The 25,472-nt window shown below is 55.9% G+C and carries 20 protein-coding genes and 1 tRNA gene; 17 read left to right on the top strand and 4 right to left on the bottom strand.

Going from position 1 to position 25,472, the window contains the following annotated elements; all coding sequences use genetic code 11:
- Window positions 1–147 precede the first annotated feature (147 nt).
- The 6 genes from NML54_RS07710 (at window position 148) to NML54_RS07685 (ending at window position 6,683) form a co-directional block, all read left to right on the top strand.
- A complete protein-coding gene (locus NML54_RS07710; RefSeq protein WP_254757222.1) occupies window positions 148–1,221 on the top strand; it encodes a TatD family hydrolase in 1,074 nt (357 codons plus the stop codon).
- Between the two features lie 224 nt (window positions 1,222–1,445).
- Window positions 1,446–2,270, top strand: coding sequence for a glycosyltransferase family 25 protein (locus NML54_RS07705; protein WP_254757220.1), 825 nt, complete (start codon window positions 1,446–1,448; stop codon window positions 2,268–2,270).
- Between the two features lie 340 nt (window positions 2,271–2,610).
- Window positions 2,611–3,429, top strand: coding sequence for a glycosyltransferase family 25 protein (locus tag NML54_RS07700; RefSeq protein ID WP_254757218.1), 819 nt, complete (start codon window positions 2,611–2,613; stop codon window positions 3,427–3,429).
- A 45-nt stretch (window positions 3,430–3,474) separates the two neighbouring features.
- Window positions 3,475–4,347, top strand: coding sequence for a 16S rRNA (adenine(1518)-N(6)/adenine(1519)-N(6))-dimethyltransferase RsmA (gene rsmA, locus NML54_RS07695; protein ID WP_254757216.1), 873 nt, complete (start codon window positions 3,475–3,477; stop codon window positions 4,345–4,347).
- A gap of 68 nt (window positions 4,348–4,415) precedes the next feature.
- Window positions 4,416–5,411: a GHMP family kinase ATP-binding protein gene (locus NML54_RS07690; RefSeq protein ID WP_254757214.1), complete on the top strand. Its 996-nt coding sequence runs from the start codon at window positions 4,416–4,418 to the stop codon at window positions 5,409–5,411.
- Between the two features lie 84 nt (window positions 5,412–5,495).
- Window positions 5,496–6,683, top strand: a complete 1,188-nt coding sequence (locus tag NML54_RS07685) for a glycosyltransferase (protein ID WP_254757212.1) — start codon at window positions 5,496–5,498, stop codon at window positions 6,681–6,683.
- Window positions 6,684–6,766: 83 nt separating this feature from the next.
- Here the strand turns inward: NML54_RS07685 and NML54_RS07680 are convergent, their stop codons facing one another.
- Window positions 6,767–8,596 (bottom strand): ABC-F family ATP-binding cassette domain-containing protein, encoded by a 1,830-nt coding sequence (locus NML54_RS07680; protein ID WP_254757210.1) that lies wholly within the window; start codon window positions 8,594–8,596, stop codon window positions 6,767–6,769.
- A 235-nt stretch (window positions 8,597–8,831) separates the two neighbouring features.
- Here NML54_RS07680 and NML54_RS07675 point away from each other — a divergent pair.
- The 3 genes from NML54_RS07675 to NML54_RS07665 all read left to right on the top strand — a co-directional run bounded on the left by NML54_RS07675 (window position 8,832) and on the right by NML54_RS07665 (window position 11,445).
- Window positions 8,832–8,902 (top strand) — tRNA-Gln (locus NML54_RS07675).
- Between the two features lie 87 nt (window positions 8,903–8,989).
- Window positions 8,990–10,444: a bifunctional UDP-N-acetylglucosamine diphosphorylase/glucosamine-1-phosphate N-acetyltransferase GlmU gene (gene glmU, locus NML54_RS07670; protein ID WP_254757208.1), complete on the top strand. Its 1,455-nt coding sequence runs from the start codon at window positions 8,990–8,992 to the stop codon at window positions 10,442–10,444.
- 20 nt (window positions 10,445–10,464) lie between these two features.
- Window positions 10,465–11,445, top strand: coding sequence for a ribose-phosphate diphosphokinase (locus NML54_RS07665; RefSeq protein ID WP_254757206.1), 981 nt, complete (start codon window positions 10,465–10,467; stop codon window positions 11,443–11,445).
- 138 nt (window positions 11,446–11,583) lie between these two features.
- Here NML54_RS07665 and NML54_RS07660 read toward each other — a convergent pair whose 3' ends face one another.
- A complete protein-coding gene (locus NML54_RS07660; protein WP_254757204.1) occupies window positions 11,584–12,714 on the bottom strand; it encodes an arsenate reductase/protein-tyrosine-phosphatase family protein in 1,131 nt (376 codons plus the stop codon).
- A gap of 322 nt (window positions 12,715–13,036) precedes the next feature.
- Between NML54_RS07660 and NML54_RS07655 the strand changes: the two genes are divergently transcribed.
- Genes NML54_RS07655 through NML54_RS07645 form a run of 3 tightly spaced genes read left to right on the top strand, consistent with a single transcriptional unit; the run spans window position 13,037 to window position 16,946 of the window.
- Window positions 13,037–14,011 (top strand): glycosyltransferase family 2 protein, encoded by a 975-nt coding sequence (locus tag NML54_RS07655; protein WP_254757202.1) that lies wholly within the window; start codon window positions 13,037–13,039, stop codon window positions 14,009–14,011.
- Window positions 14,011–15,120 (top strand): acyltransferase family protein, encoded by a 1,110-nt coding sequence (locus tag NML54_RS07650; protein ID WP_254757200.1) that lies wholly within the window; start codon window positions 14,011–14,013, stop codon window positions 15,118–15,120. The genes NML54_RS07655 and NML54_RS07650 overlap by 1 nt, the downstream gene beginning before the upstream one ends.
- Before the next feature lie 8 nt (window positions 15,121–15,128).
- A complete protein-coding gene (locus NML54_RS07645) occupies window positions 15,129–16,946 on the top strand; it encodes an ABC transporter ATP-binding protein (protein ID WP_371925801.1) in 1,818 nt (605 codons plus the stop codon).
- Window positions 16,947–17,040: 94 nt separating this feature from the next.
- Here NML54_RS07645 and NML54_RS07640 read toward each other — a convergent pair whose 3' ends face one another.
- Both NML54_RS07640 and NML54_RS07635 read right to left on the bottom strand, forming a co-directional pair.
- Window positions 17,041–18,009 (bottom strand): glycosyltransferase family 2 protein, encoded by a 969-nt coding sequence (locus NML54_RS07640; protein ID WP_254757196.1) that lies wholly within the window; start codon window positions 18,007–18,009, stop codon window positions 17,041–17,043.
- Window positions 18,006–18,950 carry an alpha-1,2-fucosyltransferase gene (locus tag NML54_RS07635; protein ID WP_254757194.1) on the bottom strand — a complete coding sequence of 315 codons (945 nt, stop codon included), beginning with the start codon at window positions 18,948–18,950 and terminating at the stop codon, window positions 18,006–18,008. The genes NML54_RS07640 and NML54_RS07635 overlap by 4 nt, the downstream gene beginning before the upstream one ends.
- 181 nt (window positions 18,951–19,131) lie before the next feature.
- On the opposite strand from NML54_RS07635, the gene NML54_RS07630 reads away from it, so the two are divergent.
- From NML54_RS07630 to NML54_RS07610, 5 genes are all read left to right on the top strand, one after another.
- A complete protein-coding gene (locus NML54_RS07630) occupies window positions 19,132–20,052 on the top strand; it encodes a glycosyltransferase family 2 protein (RefSeq protein WP_254757192.1) in 921 nt (306 codons plus the stop codon).
- Between the two features lie 259 nt (window positions 20,053–20,311).
- Window positions 20,312–21,310, top strand: coding sequence for a CgeB family protein (locus tag NML54_RS07625; RefSeq protein WP_254757190.1), 999 nt, complete (start codon window positions 20,312–20,314; stop codon window positions 21,308–21,310).
- Complete coding sequence (locus tag NML54_RS07620; RefSeq protein WP_254757188.1) at window positions 21,301–22,401, top strand: RNA-binding protein; 1,101 nt, start codon at window positions 21,301–21,303, stop codon at window positions 22,399–22,401. The genes NML54_RS07625 and NML54_RS07620 overlap by 10 nt, the downstream gene beginning before the upstream one ends.
- Window positions 22,401–23,129: an acylneuraminate cytidylyltransferase family protein gene (locus NML54_RS07615; protein WP_005506932.1), complete on the top strand. Its 729-nt coding sequence runs from the start codon at window positions 22,401–22,403 to the stop codon at window positions 23,127–23,129. The genes NML54_RS07620 and NML54_RS07615 overlap by 1 nt, the downstream gene beginning before the upstream one ends.
- Before the next feature lie 90 nt (window positions 23,130–23,219).
- On the top strand, window positions 23,220–25,463 hold the full coding sequence (locus tag NML54_RS07610; RefSeq protein ID WP_254757186.1) for an N-acetylneuraminate synthase family protein: 2,244 nt from the start codon (window positions 23,220–23,222) through the stop codon (window positions 25,461–25,463).
- Window positions 25,464–25,472: the final 9 nt, after the last annotated feature.

Genomic DNA, 25,472 nt, shown 5'->3' with positions numbered 1-25,472 from the left:
CGGGGGGCGGGAGAATCCGGCCCCCCCCACCGGGCCCTGTACCCCCGGGCCACGGGGGCCCCCCCCCAAATCCCCAAAAAACCCCCCCTTTTTTACCCCCCCCCCCCCCCCAGCTTTACCCCGCAGTTTTATCCCGAGGATTTATCAATGTGTCAGAGCCATCCCGGTCCTGAAATCACCCAGGAGTACTTGAACTCCCTCGCCGCACTGGCGAACTACACCCTGCCCACCCCCACGGCACTCCAAACGACCGTCCTCCCTAAAGGCTGGGAGCCGGTGCCCGGTGAAGTACCCGCACCCTATAAGGCGGAACTCTACACCGGCATCAGCGATGCCGAAGGCGGAGAGGGAACCCGCCGCCGCTCTACCACCGGCGAGAACGGCCGTAGCCGCAACCTAGTCTTCCCGCCTGCCCCTGAGCCGCTGCCGTACCCCATCGTGGATAACCACACCCACATGGACCTGCTCGACGGCGAAGTAGAAATCAGCGCCCGCGACGCACTCGACGCCGGTGAGAAGCTCGGCATCGCCGCCATCGTGCAGGTCGGATGCGATATCCCCTCCTCCCTGTACGCGGTCGCCGCCGCGCAGGCTGATGAGCGTGTCCTTGCCGCTATTGCGATTCACCCCAACACCGCCCCCGAGCTGGCTGCAGCCGGACAGTTGGAGGCGGCGCTCGCCACCCTCGACGAGCTCGCCACCGCTGACCGTGTGCGCGCTATTGGTGAGACCGGCCTGGACTATTTCCGCACAGGTGAGGAAGGCATGGATGCGCAGCACTACAGCTTCCGCGAGCATATTCGCATTGCGAAGAAGCACAACCTGACGCTGCAGATTCATGACCGTGACGCGCACGAGGACGTTGTACGCATCCTGGATGAAGAGGGTGCGCCGGAACGTACCGTGTTCCACTGCTATTCGGGTGGCCCGGAGCTTGCGGCAATCTGCAATGAGCGCGGCTGGTATATGAGTTTTGCCGGCACGGTGACTTTCAAGAATTCGAAGGGTATTCAGGAGTCGTTGGCGATGGCTCGTCCGGAGCTGATGCTGGCTGAGACGGATGCCCCGTTCTTGACTCCGCATCCGTTCCGTGGTCGCCCGAATGCGTCCTACATGACGAACTATACGGTGCGTTTTATGGCGGCTCATCGCGGTGATGGGTTGGAGGCGCTCTGCCGCCGTATTCGTGAGAATTCGGAGCGGGTTTACGGTCAGTGGTAGGCGCGTACAGCCTGTAGCGGATAGCTATTCTGGGTAGCCTCGCGGTGCGTGCCTGCGTGCCTGCGTGCTAGACTGTAACGACTATAAACAACTCACTCAGACAGCTATACCATGATTTGGTTTGCAGTATTTAGGTGCGTATAGTGCCTCAATAATTGGTGCTACGAACATCCCGACAAGAGTTTATGCATAGCACCCCATGGCTGGTGTTTTAGGAGGATACTATGGCAAAGATTCTGAAGTATGTTCTGGGCCTGGATGGCGCTAACCGGTTTGATTCGTTCTTCTCGGTGGGGGCGCCCGCTCAAGATTTTAAGCGTTATTCTGGGGTAGATAATCGCGATGATCATGTCACTGATGCAGAATTCGATAGTAAGCCGTTCTTGACTCGTTACGGTAAAGAACCAAGTCCTGCCGAGAAGGGTTGTACGTTGAGCCACTACTACATGTGGAAGGACTTCCTCGCTTCAGATGCCGACTGGGCTTTGATTGCTGAGGACGATACCCTCATTTCCCCTGACCTGCAGCCTGTAGTGGAGAGGATTATCGAAAAGTATCCTCACGTGCAGATGGTTAACCTGTGCGATAGTTACGCTTCTGAAGCTGGCAAGCTCAACCCGCAGGTTGATTACCCCCGTCTTTCACTGTTCGCTCCCTTTGTGTACGGCAAGTACCGCATAGGTAGCACGTATGGTTCGAAGCGTCTGCACGGCACCGGCTTGTACCTTCTTTCGCGTTCTGGAGCTGAACGACTCGTAGAGTGTTTTGGTGAACCGGCTCTGGGCGTTGTCGCTGACGATTTTGCTCTCTATCGAGAGTGGGGAGTGGGCGTATATTTGGTGCAGCCCGGCCTGTGCGGCTGGGAGGGTAGCAGCGTCATCCTGGAAACCGGTAAGAGCCACCTTAAAATGCTGACTGAGAAGAAGGGCGAGAACCCTTTGGATCGCCTGCGTATTGCGTTGGCTCTGAAGACGCGTCTGAAGAATGTAAGGAATGCTCTATACGCAACCTTCGATGAGGTAAAGCAGCACCTGGGCAAGGTGAAGTAAGTAAAGCTTCTTTGCGAAACTCCCTCTTCGCCACATGTGTGGTGGGGAGGAACTTTTTTGCGGGCGCCTTCAGTATTTGCATGTGAGGCGGTATGCAAAGTGCGGGATATAACAGGAAGAAGTGTGCTAATTATTGGGGTTATCTTCGCTTGAATGATAGGCTGTTCTATATATTATTCGCTCAGTGACTAGGCAATATTTCATAGTACGCGCGTGTACTTAGCGCATCTCGTATATGTTGTTGTTCGGTCAACACTTCGGCAACTCATACAGAGCTCACGTCGTTTTATATAAAGGCTGTATGGGCGTGCCATAGAAGCCATAGAAAAGGGGAGAAAGCATGGCAAAATTCCTGAAATATGTCCTGGGTCTGGACGGCGCGAATCGTTTTGACTCTTTTTTCTCTGTTGGGGCTCCTGCTCGGGATTTTCAGCGATACCCTGCGGTAGATAACCGGGATAACCATCTGACCGATGCAGATTTTGATAGTGAGGCCTTTCGTAAGCGCTGGGGTTATGCCCCTTCGGCAACTGAAAAGGGATGCATGCTCAGCCACTTAAATATGTGGCGCGATTTTCTGGCAAGCGATGCTGACTGGGGCGTTTTTGCTGAGGACGACGCTATCATCTCCGCTGATGCAGATCGCGTAGTTCAGCGGATTATTGAGCGTTATCCCGAGGTGCAGCTTGTTAATCTCTCTGATGGTTATTCTTTCCATGCTGGTGTCATGAATCCGCACATGCGGTATATCCGTCTTTCTCTTCTCTCTCCGTTCGTGTACGGCAAGTACCGTATGGGGAAAATGTACGGCCCTCGCCGTTTGGACTGTGCTGGCCTCTACCTGCTGTCCCGTTCGGGTGCTGAGCAGCTAGTGAAGCATTTTGAGCATAAGGCTCCGGGTACTGTGGCTGATGATTATCCCCTGTATGAGGCGTGGGGCTTGGATGTGCGTTTTGTGCAGCCGGGCCTGTGCGGTTGGGAGGGTAGTAGCGTCATCCTGGGCGGTAAGAGCCACCTTACAATAGTGACTGAGACGCAGAAGGGCAAGAGCCCTTTGGATCGTCTGCGTATTGCGTTGGCTCCGAAGATGCGTTTGGCGAATGCAAAGAACGCCCTGGACGCCACTATTGATGAGGTAAAGCAGCGTTTCTCGCGGTAATCTAAACTGTAACCTCCCCACCATCCACCTATGTGAAGGAACGCTGTGAACGATCTGCCCCTGCTCGGCCCTGCTGAGATTCGCGAGCTTGCCGAGATGCTTGGTATTCGTCCGACGAAGACTCTTGGGCAGAACTTTGTGATTGATCCGAATACGATTCGTCGTATTGTCAATGCGGCAGGGATTTCACCGGAGGAGACGGTGTTGGAGGTCGGTCCGGGCCTGGGCTCGTTGACCCTCGGCATCCTGGATGCTGCGAAGGATATGGTTGCGGTTGAGATTGACCCGCCGCTGGCGCAGCAGCTTCCGCACACGATTGAGAAGTTCCGCCCCGAGAAGGCGGACGATATTGATGTGGTGCTCATGGACGCTCTGAAGGTCACCGAGCTGCCTCGCACTCCGGATGCTCTGGTGGCGAACCTGCCGTATAACGTGGCGGTTCCGGTGCTTCTGCACCTATTTGCGCAGTTCCCGAGCATCCGTCACGCCTTGGTGATGGTTCAGGACGAGGTCGCCGACCGTCTTTCGGCGACCCCGGGTTCGAAGATTTACGGTGTGCCCTCGGTGAAGGCTAATTGGTATGCCGAGGTGTATAAGGCGGGCGTGATTGGTAAGAACGTGTTCTGGCCTGCACCAAAGATTAACTCGGGCCTGGTGGGTTTCCGTATGCGCGAGGAGCCTCTCTCCACCGTTGACCGCGACCTGGTGTTCACGATTGTGGACGCCGCTTTCGCTCAGCGCCGTAAGACTCTGCGCGCTGCGTTGAGCTCCTGGGCGGGCTCGGGTGCGCGTGCGGAGCAGATTTTGGTGGCTGCCGGTATCGCTCCGACGGAGCGCGGCGAGAAGCTGGATATTCACGGTTTTATCCGCATTGCTGAGGCTTCGCTGACTGTCCCGGCTGAGCCTGTAACGGAGTAGCTTCTTCCCGCTCTGAATTTTTCACTAACGTTCTCACGCGGGTTCCCGCGCGAAAGGTGTATACGCTGATGAGTACCGCCTCCCAGGTCGCTATTTCGGTTGATGCTCCAGGTAAGGTCAACCTGTATCTTGCCGTGGGGGATGTTCGTCCGGACGGCTACCACCCGTTGACTACGCTTTTTGCGGCGGTCTCTTTGATGGAGACCATCACGGTCTCTGAGGGGCAGATACCGGGGCTGAGCTTGAGCATGGATATTGTGCCCGGCTCCCTGGTGGATCAGCAGATGCAGGCGGGGCAGTTCGACCCTGTCGCTGTGCCGATGGATGAGCGGAATCTTGTGTATCGTGCCGCTGCGCTGATTCTTGCGGAGCACGGTATCGAATCTGCCCCGGCGCTGCACCTGCATATTGCGAAGGCTGTACCCGTGGCAGGCGGTATGGCAGGCGGCTCCGCGGATGCAGCTGCCGCCCTCATTGCTACGGACCGCTACCTGCATACAACCGGCCGCACCGGGGCGCTCCTGACCCAGACGGATTATGAACGTCTTGCCGCGCAGCTGGGCGCCGATATTCCCTTTAGTGTGCATGCTGCGCTCGGGCAGACCCTCGCACTGGGGCAGGGGACCGGTACCGAGCTGCAGAATGTTGCGGCGCCTTGGGAACCTCTGCACCTGGTGATTGTTGCCGCGCAGTTTGGTCTCTCCACCCCCAGCGTGTTCAAGCAGCTGGATGTGGGCCGTGCAGCTGGTGAGTATCCCGCCTCCGCTGAGCTGGTGCAACCCGTAAAGCTTCTGAAAACCCTGAACTCTTATGACGGTTCGGAGGCGGCGCTCGCCTCCTTGGCGCCGTTACTGCGTAACGACCTGCAGGCACCCGCACTTTCGTGCGCCCCGCAGCTGGAACAGACCCTGAACCTGCGCGAGAGCGAGGGCGTGTACGCGTCCCTGGTGTCCGGTTCCGGTCCGACGGTGCTTCTGCTGACCTCTTCGCAGGCTCGGGCGGAGGCTCTTGCTGCCTCTCTCCGCGCTGAGGGCCACCACGCCGTGAGCGCGCTGAGTGCCTGAATACCACGCCTATATCTGGCCCTATAGATAACAGTTCTATCACTCACTGACTTCTACCGTTCTCTGGCTGAAAGGGAGAATACGATGAAGGTTAAAAATATTGTTATTGCCCAGGACCGTTTTAGTATTCTGGGCGGTATTAGTACCGTGAATAAGCTGCTGGGACGCGCTTTTAAAGAGGCTGGCTACAACGTCAGTTATCTGGCGCTCTTCGACAATACCTCCGGTCATCCGGACGCTATTGAGCCGGATTTTGTGGTTAATTCGGGTCCTTTGGTGAATAAGACAACCCATAACCGACTGGTGTACACCAATCCCGGCCCTCTGGGAGCTGCTTTGGCGGTTAAAAAGTGTTTTACGGTCCTGTGGGATTGCTATAACACTTTCCGGACCCGCCGCTACCTGCGGTCCTTCGGCAAGGACACTGTTGTTTTGACGTCTATGGCGAAGACTGCAGATTACATGGCGAAGTACGCTCAATCCGATTCTAAAAAGGGCATCGGGTACGTCCACGAATTTCACAGTGGCTACAACAGTACCTATCGTTTGGATGAGGAAAAGACTCTCCGGAAGGTGGCTACATCCTATGACTCGTTTATAACGCTATCTGAGGGAGACGCTAAGCTGTTCGCTCAGTGGTTGAACCGCCCTGTAGAGGCTGTTCATAACCCTATTGAGCGTTTTTCAGAAGAAATTCGTGAGAAGGTACGCCAGACTGGGAAGAAACCGGTTATTCAGTACATTGGACGATACGGTCCTGAGAAGGGGTTGGGTCGTATCCTTGAAAGCTTCATCGCATGTGCTGAGGACTTTCCTGAGTGGACGTTGCGCTATAACGGAAGCGGTTCAGAAGAAGAGGTTCTAGCTTTGAAAGAGAAGCTAGCTCAGATTGATCCGGAAATTGCTCACCGCGTTGAGATTGGAGGTACGCTCAACACGAAGGAAGTACTCGAGACGTTCGCTCAGAGTTCTTTGGCTGTGATGGCGTCAGAATTTGAAGGTCTTCCGATGTCGTTCTTAGAGGCTATGCAGGTAGGAACTCCTCTGATCTCCTATCCTTCTTCCAGCGCACTTCAAGAGATGGTGCCTGAAGTGGGGTATCTTGCAGCAGAGCCCAGCGTTGAAGCTCTGCAAGAGCAAATGCGTCTGGCGATGAGTGATGCTCAGTTGCGGGCTGAAAAGTCTGCGTTGTGTCGTGAAAAGTCTCGCACTTTCTCGCCCGAATATGTTGTTCGGCATTGGGAAAAGCTTTTCGAATCTATTCACCGTTAGTAGCCGCTGTAACGGAGAACATATATGCGCAAACGTCGGTTCTAGATCAAATCTAGAACCGACGTTCTTCATATCAGTAGACTTTAGCCCAGCAGTTCGGAGAGTTCGAGCCAGCGCATTTCTAGCTCGTCAATCTCATCCTGAAGTGCCTGCTGCTGCTCGCCGAGCGCCGCCAAACCGGCGTAGTCCGAGGCATCGTGCGCGCTCATCTGTTCGGATAGCTTCTCCTGCTCTGTAGAGAGTTTGGCGAGGCGACGCTCAATCGCACCGGACTCCTTCTGTGCCGCACGCAGCTCGGCACCGGAGACCTTCGGGGTATCCGGCTCAGCAGAAGCCTGCGCCGAGGAGACGGCACGTGCCTGCGCGCTACCGGCAGCAGAACCGCCAGCACCGGCTGCAGAGAGCGCCAAATACTCGTCCACACCTCCGGGCAGGTGACGGAACGAACCGTCAATCACGGCGTACTGCTGATCGGTCACGCGCTCCATAAGGTAACGGTCGTGGCTGACCACCAGCAGGGTGCCCGGCCAGGTGTCCAGCAGGTCCTCCATTGCGGCGAGCATATCGGTATCCAGGTCGTTGGACGGCTCGTCGAGAATCAGCACGTTCGGTTCATCCAGCAGAATCAGCATGAGCTGCAGGCGACGCTTCTGACCACCCGAAAGGTCCTTGACCGGAGTGGACAGCTGCGCACTCGTAAAGCCCAGACGCTCCAGCATCTGCGAGGGGGATAGCTCCTTACCATCGGCAATGTAGCTACGCTTCTTGCGGCCAATCACATCAGAGACGCGGTCGTTAGCAACCTCGTTGAGCTCATCGAGCTGCTGAGTCAGGGTCGCAATCTTCACGGTCTTACCGTGCTTGACGCGTCCCTCGGTCGGCTTCAGGTCGCCGGTCACCAGAGAGAGCAAAGTGGACTTACCCGCACCGTTTACGCCCAGGATTCCGGTGCGCTCACCGGGGGCAATACGCCAGGTGACCTTCTTCAGCACGGGACGCTTGCCGCCGGGCATCGAGGGGTCGTCGTAGGTGACGGAAACGTTCTCGAGGTCCACCACGTCCTTGCCGAGGCGGGAGACCGCCATCTTCTTCAGCTCCACGGTGTCGCGCACGGGCGGAACGTCCGCAATCAGGGCGTTGGCCGCATCGATGCGGAACTTCGGCTTAGAGGTGCGCGCGGGCGCACCGCGACGTAGCCAAGCGAGCTCCTTGCGCATCAGGTTCTGACGCTTCGCCTCCGCTGCGGCTGCCTGACGGTCACGTTCCACGCGCTGCAAGATGTATGCCGCGTAGCCGCCCTCGAAGGGCTCGACGATGCGGTCGTGCACTTCCCAGGTGTCGGTGCAGATTTCGTCGAGGAACCAGCGGTCGTGGGTGACGACCATGAGTCCGCCAGCGTTCTTGGACCAGCGGGACTTCAGGTGGTTAGCGAGCCAGGTGATGGCTTCAACGTCCAGGTGGTTGGTGGGCTCGTCGAGCATCAGCACGTCCCACTCCTGCGCGAGCAGGGAGGCGAGCGCTACGCGTCGACGCTGACCGCCGGAGAGCGAAGAGACGGGTGCATCCCAGGGCAGATCGGAGACCAGGCCCGAGATAACATCGCGGATACGGGACTGCGAGGCCCACTCGTATTCGGGGGTGTTGCCCACAATCGCGTAGCCAACCGTGTGGTCGTTGTCGAGAACATCGGACTGCTCAAGGTAACCGATGCGGGTGCCGCCGCGCACGGTGACGCGGCCGAAGTCCGGTTCGAGCCGGCCGGCAAGGATTTTCATGAGGGTGGACTTGCCGTCGCCGTTGCGACCGACAATGCCGATGCGGTCGCCTTCGTTCAGACCGACCGTGATGCCCTCAAAGATGGTTCGGGTAGGGAATTCGAGGTGCAGCGATTCGCCGCCAAGTAGATGTGCCACGCCTTCTAGGGTACAGGGTGATCCTTCAGTTCAAGTAGCGCTCCAAGCTTTGATGAGGGGGTACTTGGCGGTGCTGAGAAAAGCTGTGGGGATTGCGGGGTGCGCGGCTAAGTTGAGCACAGATATTTGATAAACTGAGGAAAGTACTTCCTGCATTGCGCTGTTCTGTCCCCAAAATGGCGGTCAATGACGATGAGGACCCGCTAGCGGGGGCTTGTCGTAAATGTAAGGATAATCCGCCATGGTGTAATGGCAGCACAGCGGCCTTTGGAGCCGTTTGTCTAGGTTCGAGTCCTAGTGGCGGAGCGTAAGCACTCAACGGCACCGTTGATAGAGAGTTAGCGGTCCGCGCCCACTCCTCACTCTTACAACCTCGTCTAAGGAGTCTTCCCAGTGAATACTGAACTGGCACCCTCTGCAGTGATTGTTCTCGCTGCAGGCGCTGGTACGCGCATGAAGTCCTCTACTCCCAAGGTCATGCACGGCATTGGTGGTCGTTCCATGGTTGAGCATGCTGTCGCTGTTGCACGTGATTTGAACCCTGAGCGCCTCGCTGTTGTGGTACGCCACCAGCGCGATAAGGTCGCTGAGCATGTGCTTGCGTTTGACCCTGAGGTAACCATCGTTGATCAGGATGAGATTCCGGGTACCGGCCGCGCTGTTGAGGTCGGTCTGAACGCTCTGGATGCGCAGGCATCCGTCTCCGGCACCGTCTTGGTGACCTACGGCGATGTTCCTCTGCTACGCCCCGAGACTCTGCGCGAACTGATTGCTTTCCACGAGGAAGACAAGAACTCTGTAACCGTCCTGACCACTCACATCGATGAGCCCGGCGCCTACGGTCGTATTGTCCGTAACCAGGCTGGCGAAGTGACCGCCATTGTTGAGGCGAAGGACGCTTCCCCCGAAGAGCTCGAAATTACCGAAATTAACTCCGGTATTTACGCTTTTGACGCCGCTGTTCTGCGCGAGGCACTGCTCGAAGTGACCACCAACAACGCCCAGGGCGAGAAGTACATTACCGACGTTCTGTCCATCGCTCGTTCTAAGGGCTACCGTACCTCCGCTCTGGCTATTGAGGACCGCTGGGAGGTTGAGGGCGCTAACGACCGCGTGCAGCTGGCTCAGCTGGGTCGTATGCTGAACAACCGCATCCTTGAGGCTCACATGCGTAACGGCGTGACCATCGTTGATCCTGAGAACACTTGGATTGACGTCACCGTCACCATTGAGAACGACGTAACCCTGTTGCCCGGTGTGCAGTTGCACGGTTCTACCACCGTCGCTACCGGCGCTACCATTGGTCCGGACACCACCCTGACCGACATGACCGTTGAGGCTGACGCTACCGTCATCCGCGCGCACGGTCACGGCGCTGTCATTGGTGAAGGCGCAAATGTTGGTCCCTTCGCATACCTGCGCCCCGGTACCACCCTGGGCAAGGACGCTAAGCTTGGCACCTTCTGCGAGGCTAAGAATTCGCAGATCGGCGATGGCGCAAAGATTCCGCACCTGTCCTACGTTGGCGACGCCACCATCGGTGAGGGCGCCAACATTGGTGCTGGCTCGATTTTCGCGAACTACAACGGCCTGGTGAAGAGCCGCTCCGTTATTGGCGCGCACGCCCGTATGGGTGCTGCAGGCATTTACGTTGCACCTGTTACTGTCGGTAATGGTGCATACTCCGGCGCGGGCGCGCTGATTCGTAAGGATGTTCCTGCGGGCGCCCTCGCCTACTCTGAGACCTCCCAGCGCACTATCGATGGCTGGGTTCTGAAGAACCGTGCTGGTACCGAACCCGCCGAGGCTGCTAAGGCTGCTGGCGCTCAGGATCCGGCAGAATCCTAATTCGAGGAAAGAACAACACCATGAGTAGCGAGATTACCAATCCCGGTGAGCGTAAGCTTGTAGTGGTCTCTGGTCGAGCACACCCTAAGCTTGCCGAGGAGATTGCACAGGCGCTTGATCACGACCTGCTGCCCACCTCCGCATACACCTTCGCCAACGGCGAGACCTACGTTCGCTTTGAGGAGTCGGTGCGCGGTGCGGACGCTTTCGTGATTCAGTCGCACCCGGCACCCATCAACGAATGGCTCATGGAGCAGATCATTATGATCGATGCGCTCAAGCGTGCATCCGCTCGTTCCATTACCGTGGTGTCTCCTTTCTACCCCTACGCTCGTCAGGACAAGAAGCACAAGGGTCGCGAGCCCATCTCGGCACGTCTGATTTCGGACCTGTACAAGACCGCGGGTGCTGACCGCCTGATGTGCGTGGATCTGCACACTTCGCAGATTCAGGGCTTCTTCGATGGCCCGGTCGACCACCTCTTCGCGATTCCGGTGCTGGCTAAGCACATCCGTGAGCGCGTTGCAGATCTGTCGAACGTGACCGTCGTATCCCCGGACACCGGTCGTGTGCGTGTAGCGGAGCACTGGGCTGATCTGCTGGACGGCGCACCGCTGGCGTTCGTGCATAAGACCCGCGATATCAACGTCCCCAACCAGGCTGTTTCTAAGACTGTTGTGGGTGACATTGAGGGCCGTACCTGCGTGCTGATTGACGACATGATTGACACCGGCGGCACCATTGCTGGCGCTGTGAAGGTCCTCATGGACAAGGGCGCAAAGGAAGTTATCATCGCAGCAACCCACCCGGTTCTGTCCGATCCGGCTGCTGAGCGTCTGTCTCAGTGCGGTGCTGTGGAGGTCATTGTGACCAATACCCTGCCCGTGTCGGAAGAGAAGCAGTTTGATAACCTGACTATTCTCTCCATTGCTCCGCTGATTGCTCGCGCTATTCGTGAGGTCTTCGATGAGGGCTCTGTGACCGAGATTTTCGATCACTAAGCTTTCTTAAAGCATGCGGAAAGTCCCCCGCTGACCGTTAGGTCGGTGGGGGACTTTCTGTTGTATGAGGCTAAAGCTAACCCGGCAGGAATAGATATCTGTTTCTGCCGGGTTAGTGCTGTATTTAGCGCCGCGTGCTTAGCGGTGTGCCTGTGCGAGCCAAGGCAGAATTACGCGGAGGGACTGCTCCACCTCATCCACTGCAACCTTTGCTGCTGCGGGGCCGCGGCGGTAGGGGTCTTCCAGCTTGTCGCTATCAAGCGGGCGGGCGCCGTGCGAGTAGAGATAAGAGAGAGGCTCGGCGCGGCGTGCATCCTTGCGGATTCGTGCAACCTGCTTGAGTAGCTTGATCTTGGCGTGGTGCTGGGGCCACTCGCGCACGATCCAGTCGGCGTGTACCTTCTCAGCGACCAGGATGATGGTGGCGTTCTCGATAATCTGACCGTTGAGCTGGCGGGAGGTGAAACCTTCGGGGTTGTAGCCACGCTCAATAAGCTCGTTGGCTACATGCTCGTAGACGCCGTGACCGACGAGTGCGCCGGTGCCCGCGCTGGTAAAAATCCATTTGTCTTCCAGATTGTATTCTGCGGCAAGGTGCTTGGAGATCACCTCACCGGATGCGCTGCGGGCAATGTTGCCGGTGCACACGAAGAGTGCTTCGAAGGGGTCGTCTTTGCCGGTGCTGTCGGTACGGTTGAGAGTCTTGGAGGAGAATTTGAAGAGCGGGGTGCGTTCGCCGCTGGAGTTAGTAGCGGGGGAGGACTGTGCGTTTCCTGTGCTCTGGCTGTCGGCTTCTTCAGGGTTGGCGAGTTCTTCGGCATCAACGGTGGGCACGTTATGCTGGCCCACGCGGATGATGCCGGGGCCTGCGGGCTTGCCGCCTATGTCGAGAATGTCACCGGGGGTAGCCTTGATATCGGTGTGTGTGAGGGGCTGTACGGAGACGGTTGCGGTGCCGTCAGAACTGAGCTCTTCTTCGGGAGTGACTTCCTGAGCGGCTACCTCGGAGGGGGAACGGACTTCGTAGTCTCCGATGGCTTCGCGGAGTGAACCGTCGGGGGTGATGGTACGGCCGGCAACCCCGCGGCGGTTCTTACCCGCTAGTTCGGGGTTGCTCTTAATGAGGGAGCGGACTCCGTCGGCAATATTTGCGGAGGAAGAAGCAACGGTCGCCGGATGTTCCTCGGTGGTTTCTGCGGAGTTGGTTTTGTCCTCGGAGGAGCCCCACGCGTACTTGTCCTTGAGGGACTTGATATTGAAGATGCCCATCAAAAAGCCTTTTCTAACTGACGTACCCAACAGTGAACAGGGAAGCCGGAAGGGTCGGATTGGTTGAATGAATAGTATCTATCATACCGAGTTACTTGCACCTTCAACGGTTCCTTTTCCTGTGCGTGGGAAATACCGCATAGATATGCTTAAAGTCAGTCTAACTCTTGAGTATTTTCCGATGGAAGATGACCTAAAGTACAGAAAATTCTCCAAAATTTAGGAAACCCTACATGTTAGAATTATGCCTAGGCATTCGTCTATCACTCCTCATATCTTCGAGCCTGTACGTGTTCTTGTCGTGCGGGTCGAGAAAGGAATCATGAACCTTCTCTCAAAAATTCGCTCAGAATTGGGACAGCTTAGTTTCTCTTTTAAGAGGCGGAACACCCCTAAACTGTGGCGGGATCAGCTTGAAGCTATCCGAATGATGAAAGTCCATAATCTTCCTGCTCCGCACTTTGTAGGACGGCATCGGGAGATATGGGCTGTTTCTGTCGTTAAGAATGAACTCGACATTATTCCCTATGTGCTTGATCATTTCTTTGCCCAGGGCATTGATCGGATTATTATTGCAGATAATCTGTCAACTGACGGCACCCGTGAATACCTGCGTCAGCGGGCTCAGGAAGATTCACGCCTTATCTTTGCTGAAGATAATTGCGATCGTCATATCCAATCTGAGAAGATCACCTATCTTTCGCACTTGGCTTGGCGTAGTGGTGCTCGCTGGATTATTCCTTTTGACGGTGACGAATTCTGGTATGCGGAGGATAAGAAGCTTGGTGATTTCCTGCGCAATGCACCCGATAACATGGGTATCTACTACGCAGGATTCCACCATACTGTGCCCACTGTGGAATTACCCGAGAATATCGTGGACACTGAGTTAGTGATGGATACCTCCTACCCCTTCCCAGGCAAGTGTGCTTTCCGCTCTCACCCCTTTGCCGTGGTAGTCCCTGGTAACCATGATGTGTGCCGTCTCGGAAAAGCTGAGCAACGACTTGAGATTGTCCACCTGCAGTACCGAGGTATTGCTCAGATTGCCCGTAAGGTACGTGTGGGAACTGAGACCTCTCGTCGTACTGGTGAGGACCTAAGCTACTTTGCACCTCACTGGGAGGCGGGTAGCAAGCTCAGCGATGCTGAAATTGCTGAGGTATGGGAGAACATTTCGCATGGCTACCCCGATGAGCGAATCAAGTTCGTAGCGGAAGGCCCGATCGTTCATGGTAAGTTCCTGCAATGGAACTACTGGAATGAAGACGGGTCAATCCCCAAGGGAGATGCCTAATGGCGATGCCCGCACGACCCTCCTCCAAGATTATGCTAGATTCGCTGACCGCGGTGCGCGGTCCCGCAGCACTTCTCGTGTTCGGTTACCACGTTATCCACGGTACGCAGTGGGCTAACTGGATTCCGGGCGCGCGTCTCGGTTACGTGGGCGTTTCGCTCTTCTTTATTCTTTCTGGATTCGTGCTGGCATGGTCGTACAACAAGAATGCCGGTGCAAAGAGTTTCTACCTTCGTCGCTTTGCGAGGGTATACCCCCTGCACTTCTTCTTCTACTGCGTGGCGTTGATGGGTCTTCTGCTGTTTGGGGTGTCTAACGCTGCTGGAGACCTCAACCCGCTAAGCGCTTTGCTGAACCTAGTTCTGCTGCAAGCGTGGGTGCCCTCTTGGGAGGTTATTTTCTCGAATAACGCGGTGAGCTGGTCTCTCTCCTGCGAGGCGTTCTTCTACCTCATGACCCCGTTCGTGCTGAACCGTTTGGATGGTATGCGCTACCGTGTGAAAGCTGCTCTACTGGGTGGTTGGTTCCTCCTGATGGCAACGGTCTCCTACATTCTGGCCGCCCAGTCGAACTTCATGGACGTGGTGGTGTATGCCAACCCGCTTCTGCGTTCAGGCGAGTTCGCACTCGGCCTGGCTCTGGGCCTCTTTGCTCTCATGGTGCGTGATGGTTACCGAACTCCCGTGATTCGTGGCTACCACTGTTTGGCGATGATTACTCTGGCTCTTGGGGCCATGTATGTCAGCTCAAAGTTCTACTTGCTTCAGACGGCTCATGGCCTGTTGCTGGCACCGGTTTGGGGGGGGGTGATTCTTGTACTGGCTCTCTGGGATATTCGGCGTTCTGCCATGCCTCGTGAAAAGAACCTGTTCTGGAAGGCTGCCGTTATTGCTGGTGAGGCGAGCTTCGCTTTTTACCTGGTGCATGAGATGGTGCTGGCATACGTGCGATCGGTACCTTTGGCTGCCTCCGCTCACGGTGGTATGACGGGTCTGCTGTATGTCGTAATTTCTCTTATCATCGCGAGCATTCTTGCGCTTCTGGCTCATTATTTTATTGAGCGTCCGGCTCATCGATTTATTGTGAAAAAATATTCACAGAAGGTATAGGTCTTATTGTGAAGAGTATCTACTCTAAAATTCGGATTTTTTTCCCGGGCAAAAAGTTTAGGCTCCTGGTACTAAACATTTTGGGTCTCTTTGCGGTATCGCTTTTTGAGATGCTTGGTGTGGCTCTCGTGCTTCCTCTGGTGAACCTCGCCATGGGAACCCCACGTGAAGGCTTCATCCTGAAAGTTTCTAACTTCTTCGGTGATCCGGATACTCCCACCCTAATCGTTATCTTCGGTGTGGCTCTCGTCGCAGCATTTGTTTTCAAGGGTGTCTTTTCCCTAATTATTCGTCGCTGGAGCCTCGGCTTCATCGCCACCCAGCAGAGCGCAGTTTCAGTGACTCTGCTAAACCGCTACATGCGCGAGCCCTACCTGGACCACCGTAAGCGCGGTACCGCCCCGGTTTTGAATTCCGTTAATGATGTGGTGGGTCAGGCCTACGGCACCTTCGTCAACGGTGTGCTTGGCTTTATCGGTGACCTACTGTCAATTATTGTGTTGATGGTAATGCTACTAGTCATTATGCCGGTGCCCGCTCTTCTCGCCTTTATTTACTTCGGCCTGGCTTCGTTCGTGCTACAGGCTTTGCTCAAGCGCAAGAATCGCGAACAGGGCGCCATCGTACTGAACGCGACTAAGGGTGCACTGGACGCAGCTATCGAAGCTGTAGTAGGCTTCCGTGAAATCCGCATGTACGGTGTGACTGAACGCTACACATATCGTTACCAGGAAAAGCGAATTGACTCTGTGAATGCGTCGATGCGTAGTGCTTTCCTCTCCGATTTCCCGAAGTACACCTTGGAAATCATCTTCATTGTTGGTATTGCTGCTCTCTTGGCCTTTATGAGCGCTACGCAAGGTGCTGATAGCACTGGCTACTTGCTTCTCTTTGCTGGTGCCTGCATTCGTATTTTGCCTAACTACACCCGTATGGTTGCCTCTCTTGGTAGCATCCGTGCAGGTGAATATGCCAGCGAGAAACTGCTGGAAGAGTTTGAACACCTTACTCCTGAGGAGCGTATGTTCAAGTTACCCTCCGCACCGGTCGTCCCGAAGGATTACGACTACATCAACAAGAGCATTGAGCCGGTTAGTATTCAGATTGATAATCTGACCTTCCAGTACCCTGACGGTGATAAGCCTGTGCTGAAGGACATCGTCCTTGACATCCCGATGGGCTCCTCAATTGCATTTGTAGGTGGGTCTGGTTCAGGTAAAACTACTCTGATTGACCTTATTCTGGGTCTCTTTGCGCCGACCCGTGGTCAGGTGCTGCAGAACGGCGAGTCGATTCTGAAGGATTTGCGTTCCTGGCATCAGCATATCGGCTATGTACCTCAGGATGTCTTTATCGCAGATTCCACTGTGTTGGAGGCTGTAGCGTTCGGCTTAAAGCCTGAGGAAATTGATGTGGAACGCGTCAAGTACTGCCTCGAAGTGGCTGCTCTGACCGAGGTCATCAACTCCCTGGAGAATGGCCTGGAAACTATGATTGGTTACAACGCGACCCGTTTGTCAGGTGGTCAGAAGCAACGCCTGGGTATCGCCCGCGCTCTGTACCGTAACCCGAGTGTGTTGATTTTGGATGAAGCAACCAGCGCATTGGATAACGAGACCGAACACAAGATTACGAAGACTATCGAACGTATTTCTAAGGACATTACGGTAATTATCGTGGCTCACCGTCTATCAACGGTTCGCAACGTTGATCAGTTGGTTTACCTCTCCAACGGCCGAATTGCTAATCAAGGCACCTTCGCTGAGGTGCAGCGAGCAAATGCAGAGTTCGCTAACCTGGTGAAGCTGGGCCAGTTGCCGGATTAGTCTCATAGCTTGCATATATAAAAAGAGGGGGCTCTCGTCATGACGAGAGCCCCCTCTTTTTATATTGTATTTTTACCATCTAGAAAGATTTGTGTTAAATACCTGTAGCCGTCTTCTCTTTGAGTAAATGAACGATTTCTTTAAACTCTTGAGGCAAAGAGTCAATAGGCGTAAGAGGGCCGGTTGGATGCCAAGTGATGGTTTCATGGTCAACTTCGCCGCGCAAAAGTGCTTCCCACAGGGGGGTAGCACTTTCAATGGTTATATCACCATTACGCCTCCAATGGTAGCCCCTATCTTCAGGCAGATCGGTTACCTCCAACGCCTTTGCCCCTTGACGTAGCTTGCGGGTAAATTGTTCCATTGAACGCCAAGGATAGTGGATGATAGCAACTTCATTAAGCTTCTGCTTACCCGGTGCAATAACCTCATGGTTTCCCATTTTGATAATTGCATTCTCCCAGCGAGAGAAACAGACTTTCAGATCCCAATAGGGAGTTGGGTCAATCCTGAGAGAAGATCCTTCAATACTGGGAAAAACGTTGTACAGCTTCGTCAGTTCGATAGTGTGACTCTTTTGCGAGCGTAGGACTTCCGATAGTGGAGCAGAAACACCGTACCAAAATTCATCAGCGTCGAAAGGGATAATCCATTCAGCGCCCGCTTCCATCACCCGGTCGGCAAGCCAGGTCATTTTTTCTGACTGGTAGTAGGCTAGCTCATGGTCCTGAATAACGTGCACGGGGAGGGTTTTACTAAGCTCGAGCAATAGTTCATAGGTTCCATCAGAAGAGCCATTATCAGCTGCTAAGATATGATCCACACCTTGATCGAGCAGGTGTCGAATCGTCTGTTCAACGATATCCGCCTCGTTCTTCACCATGGTTATACCCCAGATAAAGGGACCGCAGGGGAGATCCGTGTGGGTAAATGTTTTGTTGAGTGATGCGTAACGCTCTTTGAACCCAGCACTTTTACGTAGCGCGAGAGCTTCATGTTTCTTATCATGGTTAACCTTGCGCAGATACAGTTGGTGCTTAATGGACTTTAGAGTACTAATCATAGGGGCTCCCCCGAAATCCAGTTCTTACCTTCAGGGTGATGCACCGCAACCCAATGAGTACGGTGCATCTTTGGGCGGCCCTCAGGAATAACTTGATGAATACCAGGGGAAAGGACGAGCTTTTGGGCCAGTAACTCACCGATATAGGCGCCCCAATAACCGAAAGTTGTGTTGGTCAGAATCAGGTAAGGGGCGCTGGCCACAAGGGCCAGATCGTCGAACATGCCGGAACCCTGCTTTTCAAAGATACAGGGTGCTACTGAGTTCAGGTGTGAGAGGTTTTCATCGCACCACTGAAGATCATCTGATACAAAAATAATCTTTGAAGGAGTCACGGTATCCTGAAGTTTCTTCAGTGCTTGCTCCACATAGGTCACCGTATCAATTCCGAACACCTCATTAATTTGAGGCACAGAATAGTAATCGCCACGGCGAATGTTAATGACGAGAGAATTTTCATCCACTACGTTCTGCATTTTTGCAAGGCGTTTGCTGAAGGACTCTGAAGAAAGAAGGTACTCGCGAATAAAAAAGTGCAAATCTTCTTCGCTGATATCCTTCTCAATATCCCTCGGGAAGTAGCCGCTACGGCGGGTAAAGAACGTATACTCTGACGAAGAAGCCGTAATGGAGGCAAGCTTCGGGAACTCCGCGGTCCATGCCTCCATTCCGGGACTATAAAGCAAAGATGCTTTGTCAGTACCGCGATGGCGCAGAGAAGCCGCGTGGGCCCATAGATACAGCCAATTACCTCCCCGATAGATAGGGTAGGAAAGGAGAATAAATTTTTCGCCGCGACGTAGCAGGTTAATATATTTCGCCAGATACTTATGGTGAATAGAGTTGTAAGCCGTATTGATAGCACGTTTGAAAGCGGGTTGCTGAACAGTGTATACGGCGAGCCTTTCTGACTCATTGATGGCTTGGGCATCAGAAGCCACGAGAAAGTCCCCTTTCGGATGTGTAAGACAGCGAGTTGATAGTGGGTGAGCATTTATCGACTGCATAGGTAATTGAAAAGCGCAGCTGAAAAAGTAGTGAAGTTGTATAATCCTAGAGACGATAGCGCCCACATTTACGGTGGTTTCTATCATCCCTCTCACTTAAGAAAGATTGTAATACATGACCTTCCATCCCTGCATATCTGCGGTTATTCCTTTCTACGGTGAGCCGGAGCCGGTTCTTGCCGTTATCGACACTCTGCGTGCTCAGCAGGGTATTGACCCCGCCGATATTGAAATCGTCGTCTCGGATGACGTTTCGCCCACCCCCTTCCCCGAAGTTGAGGGCGTGACCGTGGTTCGCCGCCCTGTTAACGGTGGTTTCGGCAAGGCTGTGAACTCCGGTGTTGCCGCCGCAACCGGTGAATGGGTTTTCATCCTCAACAGTGACCTGGAGCTAGATAACAACTTCGTCTCGCGCATGCTCGCAGCCGTGGAACGCCACGGCGAAATCCTGGCTAGCCCGCAGATCATTGGCCACGACGGTAAGCAGCAGTGGGTCGCACGAAAGTTCCCCACCGTAGCACATATCGCGTGGGAATGGTTCACTCCGCTGGCTCGTTTCAAGCCGACTAACTGGTGGCACCGCGGGGTTGGCCACGATGTTGAGGCATGCACCGGCACCTCGGATGCGAAGGTCGACTGGGTTATGGGTGCGTGCATGGTCGTTCCTCGCGCGACCTTCAACCGCATTGGTGGTATGGATGAGCGTTTCTACATGAACAGCGAAGAGGTGGATTTCCAGTACCGCCTCTCGAACGCTGGTGTGGACCGTTACCTGATTCCTTCTGTGACTGTCACCCACGGGGGAGGCGGATCTTCGCCCTCCGAGCGCCGTGTACAGTGGGTGACCACCGCTCGCTTCATTTATGCGGATAAGTGGGGCTGGGAGAAGAAGCTTGCTGTTGCTCTGCGCGCTACCAGCTACGCGAACCTCCTGGTGAACTCGGTGCGCGGCCTGCGCAATAAGGACGTGGACGCTCGTGGATTCCTCGCCACCGAGCTGGAGCGTATCGCCAAGGCAGAGCGCCACGAGAACTAGGCGAGAAACCACCGAAATTTACCGTGATGGTTCCACATAATTTGTTGCCTTCTTCATAAGAAGGCTCACATAGAACGTAGGAGGCGACACAGCGCACTCGAGTGTGTCGTCTCCTGCTTTCAATGTAAAATTTCAATAGATATGTTTTGCCTCAAGTTGCAGGTGAAACTTTACGTTCCTCTTCACTCCAACACATAGCACCGCACGGTTCTACCCCTGCGGGTTCTTATAGCAAACGCCGACAGGATTCAATCCTCATATGACTCAGCCTAAACTTCTACTGCTCTCACCTGCATTCCACGGGTACTGGAAGGCAATTCAGGCATCCCTGGAAGTGCATGGATACGAAGTGCGCACCCACATTTATGATGCGCCGGGTACTCTGCCCGAGCGTATCCTCAACAAGCTTGCCCATGAGCTGCCCGAGAGGTACCGCCCTGAAAGCTTCGCTGCTCAGGCTACTCGTAAGGCGATTGATGCTTTCAACGAATTCCGCCCCGATATTGTGCTGGTCATTAAGGGCGATATGCTCTCCCGTGAATGGTGGGATCTGCTGGAGACTTCCGGCGTTCGCTACGGTACCTGGCTCTACGACGAAATGCGCCGCATGAGCTACACCGAAGAGGACCTGCACCACCTGGGCTCGCTGGCAAGCTACAGCCCGCTGGACGCGCAGCACCTGCGTGAGCAGGGCTTCGAAGTGCTCGACATGCCCAACGCCTACGACACTCACTGCCCTGTTGTCCCCATGCGCGAGGACTCCATCAACTTTGTGGGCGCTAAGTACCCCAACCGTGAGGAGACCCTGCAGGCGCTGGTCGCAGCTGGCCTGCCGGTGCGTGCCTACGGTCGTGCTTGGTCGCGTCACCCCTACGACATTCTGCGCACTAAGCAGTTCAATGATTCCGGTGTGCCCGCAGGCCGCGATATTGACCGCTCTGAGGCGTACGGCATTATGGCGTCTTCCCCGGCAACGCTGAACATCCACAATAACCAGGATGGTTTCACCATGCGCACCTTTGAGGCTCCCGGCGTGGGCGCTCTGCAGGTGATTGACCGTGCCGATGTGGATCGCTACTACATTCCTGGTGAAGAGGTTCTGGTCTACGAGAGCATTGATGAGCTCATCGAGATTTGTACCCGTATTTTCCGTGAGCCGAAATGGGCTCGTCAGATTCGTGAAGCCGGTCAGAAGCGTACTCTGGCCGAGCACACCTTCGATCAGCGTGTCAAGATTTTGGAGCAGCTATGGGCCTAACCTATCCCGTTGATATTGACGCATGGGCTGCCTGGCAGAAGCGCCAAAACACCCTGCGCTGGGCTAAGAGCGAGGCTCGCGCTCTTGTGGGACGTCTGCGCGGAGGCGCGGCTGAACAGGAAGGTCCCGTCGGCGGCGTGCTGTACACCCGCGGTGCCGTACCCCGCGTGCTCATCGTGCTCGATTCGTTCTCGCCGACGAGCCGTAACTCCCTATTGGAGCCTCTCAAGTACCTCGAAAACGTGGGTGTGGCCCTGTGGGTCCCTGAGGACGCTTCGGAGTACCTTAACGGCCAGTACACCACTGAACGTTACGACCGCGATGCCTGGAGCGAGCAGGAAGCGACAGGAGACCAGTTGCAGGAGCTCCTGCCCGGTGTGCGCGTAGTTCTCTCCCTGGGCCACTACCTGGCACGCGGTGCGGTAGCCTACGAGTTCTCTCGTGCAATTGGCGCTGAGTACTGGGTGGTTCAGCACGGCCTGTTGGTGCCTCAGGCGCCGCCCCTGCCGGTCGGATGCACCCTGCTGGCTTTCAGCGAAGCTGATGCGGAATTCTGGGTATCGGGTCGCCGTGACGTCGCCACTCACGCGGTGGGTTCGCAGCTGCTCTACCTCGCGGCGCAGAAGGCTGCCGGTGCTGAGGCACAGAAGCAGAACGACCTGGAACCGATCTTCCTAGGACAGATGCACGGTGCGGAACTGCCGCGCGCATCCTTCGCGTACGCTTCCCACTCTTTCTTGAAGAAGTTCGGCGGAAGCTACCGCCCGCACCCGAGCGAGAAGGACAAGCTGTCGGTGCTGACCCACCAACTGTGGGAGAAGGAAGGCATCCGCATTGACCGCTCCGGTACCCCGCTGAACGAGGTGCCGAACCCGGTGGTGTCCATCTTCTCTACCGGTGTTCTGGAGGCTGCAATCCGCGGAATCCCGGCGTGGGTTTATCACCCGGCACCGCCGGCATGGCTCGTGGAATTCTGGAACCGCTACGGCATGAACCAGTGGGGTCAGGAACCGACCCCGGCACCGGTTCAGCCGAAGAAGGAACCGGCACAGCGTATCGCTGAACTAATAATTGAAACCTTGGAGGCATAATGCGTATTCTCTGCGTCATCCCCGTGCGCGGTGGCTCAAAGGGCATTCCGCGTAAGAACCTGCGCCCCATCGCGGGTAAGCCGCTGGTCGCATGGACCATCGAGCAGGCACTGGCTGCTAAGGAAGAAGTAGCCGGCGAGCACGAGCTGCGTGTTGTCGTCTCCACCGATGATGCTGAGCTGGCTGATATCGCCCGCGAGTACGGTGCTGAGGTGCCGTTCATGCGCCCTGCACACCTGGCTGAAGACACCACCGCAACTGAACCGGTCATCGAGCACGCCATCGAGTTCTACACCGAAAACGGTTGGGAACCCGAGGCTGTCATGCTGTTGCAGGCAACCAGCCCGGTGCGTCTGCCCGGTACCCTGGCTCGTGCGGTCCGCCAGTTCGCGGAGAACGGTAAGGACTCCATGGTCGGTGTGATTCCGATTGGTCCGTTCATCTGGACTTGGCACGCTGACGGTGAGCCCACTGCGGCGTTCGAGATTATGGCTCGCCCGCGCCGCCAGGAGCTGACCAAGGAAACCTTCCGCTACCGTGAGAACGGCTCGATGTACATCACCAAGACCCACGTGTACATGGACCACCACAACCGCCTGGCGGGCTACCCCGGCGGTACCATTGATTTGTTCATGCTGGACGAGGTTGAGGGCGTCGACATTGACGCACCGATTGACTTCTCCGTGGCAGAGCACCAGCTCACTCAGATCCTGGCCGAAGGCAAGTAACCTTTACCCGCGGCAGTACCTCGTCTGCCGTTCCCGGCTTGACCTGCACTCAGGCATTCAACTAAACATTCAAATAAAAAGGTCAAAATCGTGATTATTGAACGCAATATTGCCCCATACGTGGTCTTCGCTGAAGACCCGATTCTCAACGCACTGCAGAAGATTTCTGCTAACGGCCAGCGCATCATCTTCCTGGTGAATGAATCCGGTATTCTGCGCGGTTCGCTCTCTGACGGTGACTTCCGTCGTTGGCTGATTGCTAACCCGACCGCATCCCTGGAGACCAGCGCCCTGGACGCCGCAAACGCCACCCCGCAGACCGCACCGGCTGATGCTGACCCCGAGACCTTGCGCGCATACTTCGCGAAGGGTATCAACCATGTGCCGCTGACCGACGAGCGCGGTCACCTCGTGGCACTGGCAATGGATGAGCAGGACGTCCTGCGCATCGGTAAGCACACCATCAGCGAGGATTCCCCCTCTTTCATCATCGCTGAGATTGGTAACAACCACCAGGGTAGCGTTGACTTCGCTAAGGAACTGGTGGACCTGGCTGTTGAGTCCGGCGCGGACGCTGTGAAGTTCCAGCTGCGCGACATGGATGCTCTGTACCGCCAGCGCGGCGCAGCAACCGCAGGTGAGGACCTGGGCGTTCAGTACACCCTGGATCTGCTGTCCCGATTCTCCCTGACCGTTGACCAGATGTACGAGGTCTTCGACCACGTCAAGCAGCATGACATGGACATCATGTGCACCCCCTGGGACGCACCCTCCGTTCAGGCACTGGTTGACTACGGTATCCAGGGCATGAAGATTGCTTCTGCTGACCTGACCAACCACGAGCTGCTGCGCGACGTGGCTTCCCGCGGCCTGCCCATGCTGGTGTCCACCGGTATGAGCCGTGAAGAGGAAATCCGCGAGTCCGTGGCTCTGCTGCGTAACGCTGGCGCATCCTACGCTCTGCTACAGTGCCAGTCTGCGTACCCGGCACCCTTCAAGGATGTCAACCTGGCGTATATGGACCGCTTGGCTGAGATCGGTCAGTGCCTGGTTGGTTACTCCGGCCACGAGCGTGGATACCACGTGCCGATTGCTGCTGTTGCTCGCGGCGCGAAGATTATTGAGAAGCACTTCACCACCGACAAGACCCTCGAGGGTAACGACCACACCGTCTCCCTGCTGCCTGAGGAATTCAAGGCAATGGTTCAGCAGATCCGTGAGGTTGAGACTGCTATTGGTTCTGCTGCTCCTCGCGAGGTGTCCACCGGTGAGCTGATGAACCGCGTGAACCTGGCAAAGTCCCTGGTGGCGACCCGCCACATTGCTAAGGGCGAGGTTGTAACCGAGGCTGATGTTGCTGTGAAGTCCCCCGGCCGCGGTCTGCAGCCGAACTACCTGCCGCAGCTGCTGGGCCGCACCATGCAGCGCGACGTTGAAGAAGGCTCGTTCTTCTTCGAGGGCGACCTGAAGGACGATCTGGTGACCCGCCGCGACTTCAAGTTCGACCGCCCCTGGGGTCTGCCGGTTCGCTACCACGACTACAAGCCGCTGATCGAAGAGGCAAAGCCGGACTTCCTGGAGTTCCATTTCTCCTACAAGGACCTCGAGATCAACATCGACGATGTCTTTGACTCCAAGCTGGACATGGGCTTCACCACTCACCTGCCCGACCTGTTTGCAGGGGACTTCCTGGTGGACCTCGCGTCCAAGGACCCCGAGGTGTGGGAGCGCTCCATCGCTGAGGTTCAGCGTACCATTGACATCACCCGTGATTTGACCCGCTACTTCACCGTAGATGAGGATCCGGTCATGGTCGTGACCATGGGTGGCTTCACCAAGGACAAGCACATCCCCGCATCAGCACGTGCTGAGAAATACGAGCGCATCGGTGAGGCGCTGAAGCGTCTGGATGCATCCGGCGTTCGCCTGGCGGCTCAGACTCTGCCCCCGTACCCCTGGCTGATGGGTGGTCAGCAGTACCACAACCTGTTCCTGGATCCGAAGGACACAGCAGAGTTCTCGCGTGCGTTCGACACCGCGCTCTGCCTGGACATCTCCCACACCATGCTTGCTTGCAACTTCCTGAACATTCCGCTGTCGGAGGCTGTTGAGCAGCTGGCACCGCTGTCCATCCACCTGCACCTGGTGGACGGCACCGGCGTTGACGGTGAGGGCGTTCAGGTCGGCGAAGGCGATGTTGACTGGGCATCCCTGGGCAAGCAGCTGCGTGAGCTGGCACCGAAGGCATCCTTCATTCCCGAAATTTGGCAGGGCCACATCAACAACGGTGAAGGCTTCTTCACTGCACTGGACCGCCTCGAGAAGTGGCTGTAGGACCGGCAT

Source organism: Rothia gullae (genome assembly GCF_024294905.1).
Taxonomy (GTDB): domain Bacteria; phylum Actinomycetota; class Actinomycetes; order Actinomycetales; family Micrococcaceae; genus Rothia.
The sequence above is the reverse complement of the archived record's forward strand: the minus strand, read 5'-3'. Positions and strand labels throughout refer to the sequence as shown.

Excerpts from the sequence above, each read along its gene's own strand:
- NML54_RS07660 (WP_254757204.1), bottom strand. The coding sequence starts at position 12,714 with ATGGGCATCTTCAATATCAAGTCCCTCAAGGACAAGTACGCGTGGGGC.
- NML54_RS07690 (WP_254757214.1), top strand. The coding sequence starts at position 4,416 with ATGAGTACCGCCTCCCAGGTCGCTATTTCGGTTGATGCTCCAGGTAAG.
- NML54_RS07710 (WP_254757222.1), top strand. The coding sequence starts at position 148 with ATGTGTCAGAGCCATCCCGGTCCTGAAATCACCCAGGAGTACTTGAAC.
- NML54_RS07685 (WP_254757212.1), top strand. The coding sequence starts at position 5,496 with ATGAAGGTTAAAAATATTGTTATTGCCCAGGACCGTTTTAGTATTCTG.
- NML54_RS07655 (WP_254757202.1), top strand. The coding sequence starts at position 13,037 with ATGAACCTTCTCTCAAAAATTCGCTCAGAATTGGGACAGCTTAGTTTC.
- NML54_RS07705 (WP_254757220.1), top strand. The coding sequence starts at position 1,446 with ATGGCAAAGATTCTGAAGTATGTTCTGGGCCTGGATGGCGCTAACCGG.
- NML54_RS07665 (WP_254757206.1), top strand. The coding sequence starts at position 10,465 with ATGAGTAGCGAGATTACCAATCCCGGTGAGCGTAAGCTTGTAGTGGTC.
- NML54_RS07650 (WP_254757200.1), top strand. The coding sequence starts at position 14,011 with ATGGCGATGCCCGCACGACCCTCCTCCAAGATTATGCTAGATTCGCTG.
- NML54_RS07620 (WP_254757188.1), top strand. The coding sequence starts at position 21,301 with ATGGGCCTAACCTATCCCGTTGATATTGACGCATGGGCTGCCTGGCAG.
- NML54_RS07700 (WP_254757218.1), top strand. The coding sequence starts at position 2,611 with ATGGCAAAATTCCTGAAATATGTCCTGGGTCTGGACGGCGCGAATCGT.
- NML54_RS07615 (WP_005506932.1), top strand. The coding sequence starts at position 22,401 with ATGCGTATTCTCTGCGTCATCCCCGTGCGCGGTGGCTCAAAGGGCATT.
- NML54_RS07630 (WP_254757192.1), top strand. The coding sequence starts at position 19,132 with ATGACCTTCCATCCCTGCATATCTGCGGTTATTCCTTTCTACGGTGAG.
- NML54_RS07640 (WP_254757196.1), bottom strand. The coding sequence starts at position 18,009 with ATGATTAGTACTCTAAAGTCCATTAAGCACCAACTGTATCTGCGCAAG.
- NML54_RS07625 (WP_254757190.1), top strand. The coding sequence starts at position 20,312 with ATGACTCAGCCTAAACTTCTACTGCTCTCACCTGCATTCCACGGGTAC.